Genomic DNA, 4293 nt, shown 5'->3' with positions numbered 1-4293 from the left:
CATGCCCGCGATTGAAGCATGACTTCGAAAAAAAAGTGCATTGCTCCATTGGCTCCATTGCGGAAAATCGTCTTTTAGGGCCCCAAAAATGGATATTTTTGGCAAATAAAAAACGAGCGGAGGACGGCTCAGCCCAGGAATCCTAACACGCTCACGCCCACAGATTCCGATCGAGCGTGCGGTACTGGATGGCTTCGCCGACGTGGTCGGCTTGGATGTTTTCGGAGTTCGCGAGGTCGGCGATGGTGCGGGCGACTTTGAGGATGCGGTCGTAGGCGCGGGCGCTGAAGTTGAGCTCGGTCATGGCCATTTTCATCATGCCTTCGGCGGCTTCCTCGAGGGCGCAGTGGCGCTTGAGGAGTTGGGCGGACATGCGGGAGTTGCAGCGGGTCTTGCCGCTTTTGGCGAAGCGGGCGCGCTGGATCTGGCGGGCCTGGTCGACGCGCTCGCGGATGGCGGCGGAGGATTCGCCGGGGACTTTGGAGGAGATGTCTTGGTACTGCACGGCGGGGACTTCGACGTGGATGTCGATGCGGTCGAGCAGGGGGCCGGAGATGCGGTCGCGGTAGCGCTGGACGTCGTTCGGGCTGCAGCGGCATTCGCGCTTCGGGTCGCCGAAGTAACCGCACTTGCAGGGGTTCATGGCGGCGATGAGCATGAAATCGGCGGGGAAGGTGAGGGAGCCGGTGGCGCGGGAGATGGTGACGCGCGAATCTTCCAGGGGCTGGCGCAGGACTTCGAGCGTAGGGCGGCGGAACTCGGGCAGCTCGTCGAGGAAGAGGACGCCATTGTGCGCGACGCTGATTTCGCCGGGCGTGGGGGTGGCGCCGCCGCCGATCAGCGCGATGTCGGAGATGGTGTGGTGCGGGGCGCGGAAGGGGCGCGTGGCGACGAAGGAGTGCGCGGGATCGAGCAGCAGGCCGCAGATGCTGTGGATCTTGGTGGATTCGATGGCCTCCTCGAGGGTCATCGGCGGGATGATGGTCGGGATGCGCTTGGCGATCATCGATTTGCCGGAGCCGGGCGGGCCGATGAAAAGGGCGTTGTGATTGCCGGCGACGGCCACCTCGATGGCGCGCTTCACATGGTGCTGGCCGCGGACGTCGGAGAAATCGACCTCGTAGTTCTGGTGCTGGGCGAAGAATTGCGTGATGTCCTCGCGAATGGGGGTGAGCGTCTTTTCGCCGGTGAGGAATTCGAAGGCCTCGCGCAAGTTGTGCACGCCATAAACCTCGATGCCCTCGACCATCGCGGCTTCGCGGGCATTTTCCATGGGCACGACGATGGCCCGGCGGCCGGCGCGGCGGGCCTCGAGGGCGACGGGGAGCACGCCTTTCACCGGGCGCACCTGGCCGGTGAGTGCCAGTTCACCGACGAAGCAGAACTCCTCGACGTTGAGCAACTCGACCTCGGCGCCCACCGCGATCATGCCGAGGGCGATGGGTAAATCGAAGCTGGGGCCCTCCTTTTTTACGTCGGCCGGTGCCAGGTTAATGGTGGTGCGTCCCCGAGGCCAGCGGTAGCCGCTATTCTGGATGGCGGTGGTCACGCGATCCTTGCTCTCCTTGACAGCCACGTCCGGCAGGCCGACTACGACGATTACAGAGTTGCCGCTGGCGCCATTGACCTCGATTTCGACCTCAAAGGCATCAACACCATAGACAGCAGCAGAGTAAACTTTGGCCAGCACGGGGGCGAAAGTGCCAGAGGGACAGAGGGAAGTAAAAAGGTTTGAACGGAGCTAAGGAAAGTCTGTCAGACACCGTAATACTTAACTACATTGACTACTGACCCTCTGAGATAAAGAAATTTGCTTGGCAACCCGGCGTTTTGAAGCCATTGTCCATACACCGACACTACATAGGCCACGCCCCAACAACCCACTACAGCCAAAGAGCATCTCTCAGACGTATAGATACGCACACATCCTGCTACTCATAGAAAGCCAGAGGCACCCAAATGAACTACAAATCCGGCGAAGATTCCGATTCTGGAATCAAAATCTACCTGCGTGAAATCGGGCAAATCCCGCTTCTCACGCCGGCCCAAGAGATTGAACTCGCTGCCAAAATCAAGAAAGGCGACAAGGCCGCTCGTTCACTCATGATCCGCTCCAACCTCCGGTTGGTCGTCAAGATCGCACATGATTACGCGAACCTCGGCCTGCCGTTGCTGGACCTGATCTCTGAAGGCAACATCGGCTTGATGAAGGCCGTGGAACGCTTTGACCCTGCCAAGGGCGGCAAACTTTCGACCTACGCGGCCTGGTGGATCAAACAGTCCATCAAGCGCGCGCTCGCCAACCAGAGCAAGACGATCCGCCTGCCCGTGCACTTGGTCGACAAGATCTCCAAGATGCGCCGCGTGGCGTTGCAGATGAGCGAAGAGCTCGGACGCGAACCCACCGACGACGAATTGGCCGAGGAAGTCGGGCTTTCGTCCGGCAAAATCTCGCAGCTCAAGACCGTGTCGATCCGCCCAGCCTCGCTGGACGCTCCGATCAGCGACGACGACTCGACCGAATTCGGCGAAATCGTCGGCGACTTGGAAGCGTTGACGCCCTTTGAGCGCCTGCGCGACCAGAACCTGCGCGACGAAGTCGGCGACCTGCTCGAAGTGCTCGATGAACGCGAAAAGAAGATCATCTTCTCGCGCTTCGGCCTCGATGGCGGCAAAGCCAAGACACTCGAGGAAGTCGGCAAGAAATTCGGCGTGACGCGCGAGCGCATCCGCCAGTTGCAGAACATCGCGCTGATGAAATTGCGCCGTGCACTGCAAAAGAAAGAGAAGCCGATCGATCACCTCCTGCCGGCGCATGTCGGCGAGATGGAGGATTGATCCGCCGAGAACAATTCCAACAAAGGGCGCATCCGCAAGGGTGCGCCCTTTTAGTTTTTTTGCGGGGCGAGCGCTCCCTTCTTGCAGGTCATCCTGAGCGGAGTGTAACGGAGTCGAAGGACCCCGTCGCTCTACCAAAGATACTCGCCGGTTATTCGACGGGGTCCTTCGACTTCGCTCAGGATGACCCGCGAGGAGGGGGCGCGCGCGTTAAGCCGCGCAGAGGATACCGCCGAGCGTCTCGAGGCCGCTGACCAGCTCGGCTTCGCTGGCCTTGGCGCAGTTCAGGCGCAGGCTGCTGGTGGCCTGCGGCTCGGTGTAGAAGACCGGGCCGGCGCCGAAGACGATGCGTTCTTTCCGCGCGATCTCGCGCACTTTCGCCAGGTCGACGGCACGGGGCAGTTCGGTCCAGAGCATGTAGCCGCCGCGGGGCGGGCTGGCCCGCGTGCCCTTGGGGAAGGCGCGGGCGATGACTTCGAGGGCCAGTGCACGGCGACGGGCATTGCGCGGGCGCAGCCGGGCGAGATGGGGATCGAGCGCATCGGCGGCCAGGAATTCGCGGAGAGCGACCTCCGAGACGACGGCGCTGTGGAGATCCTGCTGGCATTTCCGCGCGGCGAAATCCTCGTAAAGCGTCCCCGGCGCGCACACCCCGACGCGCAGGCCGGGCGAGACGGTCTTGGAGAAACTGGAGACGTAGCTCACGGTCGAGCCGTCATCCCACGCGAGCAGGCTGCGCGGGACGCCGTCCTCGATGAGCTCGCCGTAGATGTCGTCCTCGATGAGGCGCACGCCATGGGTGCGGCACATTTCCACCAGACGCGGGCGCTTTTCCTCGGGAATGGTGACGCCGGAAGGATTGGAGAGCGCGGCGCAAACGATCAGTGCGCGCGGTTTCCAGCGGGCGAGCAATTCCTCGGTCGAATCGAGATCGAAGCCGTGCGGGCCGGCGACGGGCAATGGCAGCACGCGGGCCCCGGCGACACTGAGCACCTCGAGCATGCCGTAGTAGGCCGGTGCCTCGACGGCCACGATATCGCCCGGCTTGATGAGGATGGAGACGAGCAATTGCACGCCCTGCGTGCAGCCGGTGACGGTGATGAGTTGCGGCCCGCGAATGCTGGCGCCACGGGCCTGGAGCCGGGCGGCGAGTTGCTCGCGCAGGCCGTGGTCGCCCTCCGGATGATGATAGGCAAACATCTTCGCGCCTTCATTTACGAAGGCGCGGGTGAAAGCCGCCTGGAGTTCCTCCGTCGGGAGCGAATCGAGTCCGGGGACGCCCGCCGCCAGATTAATGAGACCGGGTTCGTCGGCCTGCCGCATAAAATCGACGAGGCGGCCTGCGGCTTGGAAGGGGCGGGGTTCGGTCATGCGAGTCGGGGTGGAATAAAGCCAGCGAAACACACAGATCGCACGAATGGGAAGGATTTCATTCGGGTGATTTGTGTGTTTCAC

Annotated in this window: 3 protein-coding genes; 1 reads left to right on the top strand and 2 read right to left on the bottom strand. The window is 62.3% G+C overall.

Going from position 1 to position 4293, the window contains the following annotated elements; all coding sequences use genetic code 11:
* Positions 1 to 151: 151 nt before the first annotated feature.
* Positions 152 to 1690 carry a YifB family Mg chelatase-like AAA ATPase gene (locus ABJF10_RS29675; RefSeq protein WP_348548218.1) on the bottom strand — a complete coding sequence of 513 codons (1539 nt, stop codon included), beginning with the start codon at positions 1688 to 1690 and terminating at the stop codon, positions 152 to 154.
* Between the two features lie 269 nt (positions 1691 to 1959).
* Here ABJF10_RS29675 and ABJF10_RS29670 point away from each other — a divergent pair, with 269 nt between their 5' ends.
* A complete protein-coding gene (locus tag ABJF10_RS29670; protein ID WP_348548217.1) occupies positions 1960 to 2838 on the top strand; it encodes an RNA polymerase sigma factor RpoD/SigA in 879 nt (292 codons plus the stop codon).
* Positions 2839 to 3048: 210 nt separating this feature from the next.
* On the opposite strand, the gene ABJF10_RS29665 is transcribed toward ABJF10_RS29670, so the two are convergent.
* The gene (locus ABJF10_RS29665) at positions 3049 to 4209 is read right to left on the bottom strand and encodes a PLP-dependent aminotransferase family protein (protein WP_348548216.1); all 1161 of its coding nucleotides are present in this window, start codon (positions 4207 to 4209) and stop codon (positions 3049 to 3051) included.
* Positions 4210 to 4293: the final 84 nt, after the last annotated feature.

The sequence above is a fragment of the Chthoniobacter sp. genome, from assembly GCF_040003245.1.
In the GTDB taxonomy this organism is placed as follows: Bacteria; Verrucomicrobiota; Verrucomicrobiia; order Chthoniobacterales; family Chthoniobacteraceae; genus Chthoniobacter.
The sequence above is the reverse complement of the archived record's forward strand: the minus strand, read 5'-3'. Positions and strand labels throughout refer to the sequence as shown.

What these genes read in the sequence shown, in the direction of transcription:
- ABJF10_RS29670 (WP_348548217.1), top strand. Translation starts at nt 1,960, where the DNA reads ATGAACTACAAATCCGGCGAAGATTCCGATTCTGGAATCAAAATCTAC.
- ABJF10_RS29665 (WP_348548216.1), bottom strand. Translation starts at nt 4,209, where the DNA reads ATGACCGAACCCCGCCCCTTCCAAGCCGCAGGCCGCCTCGTCGATTTT.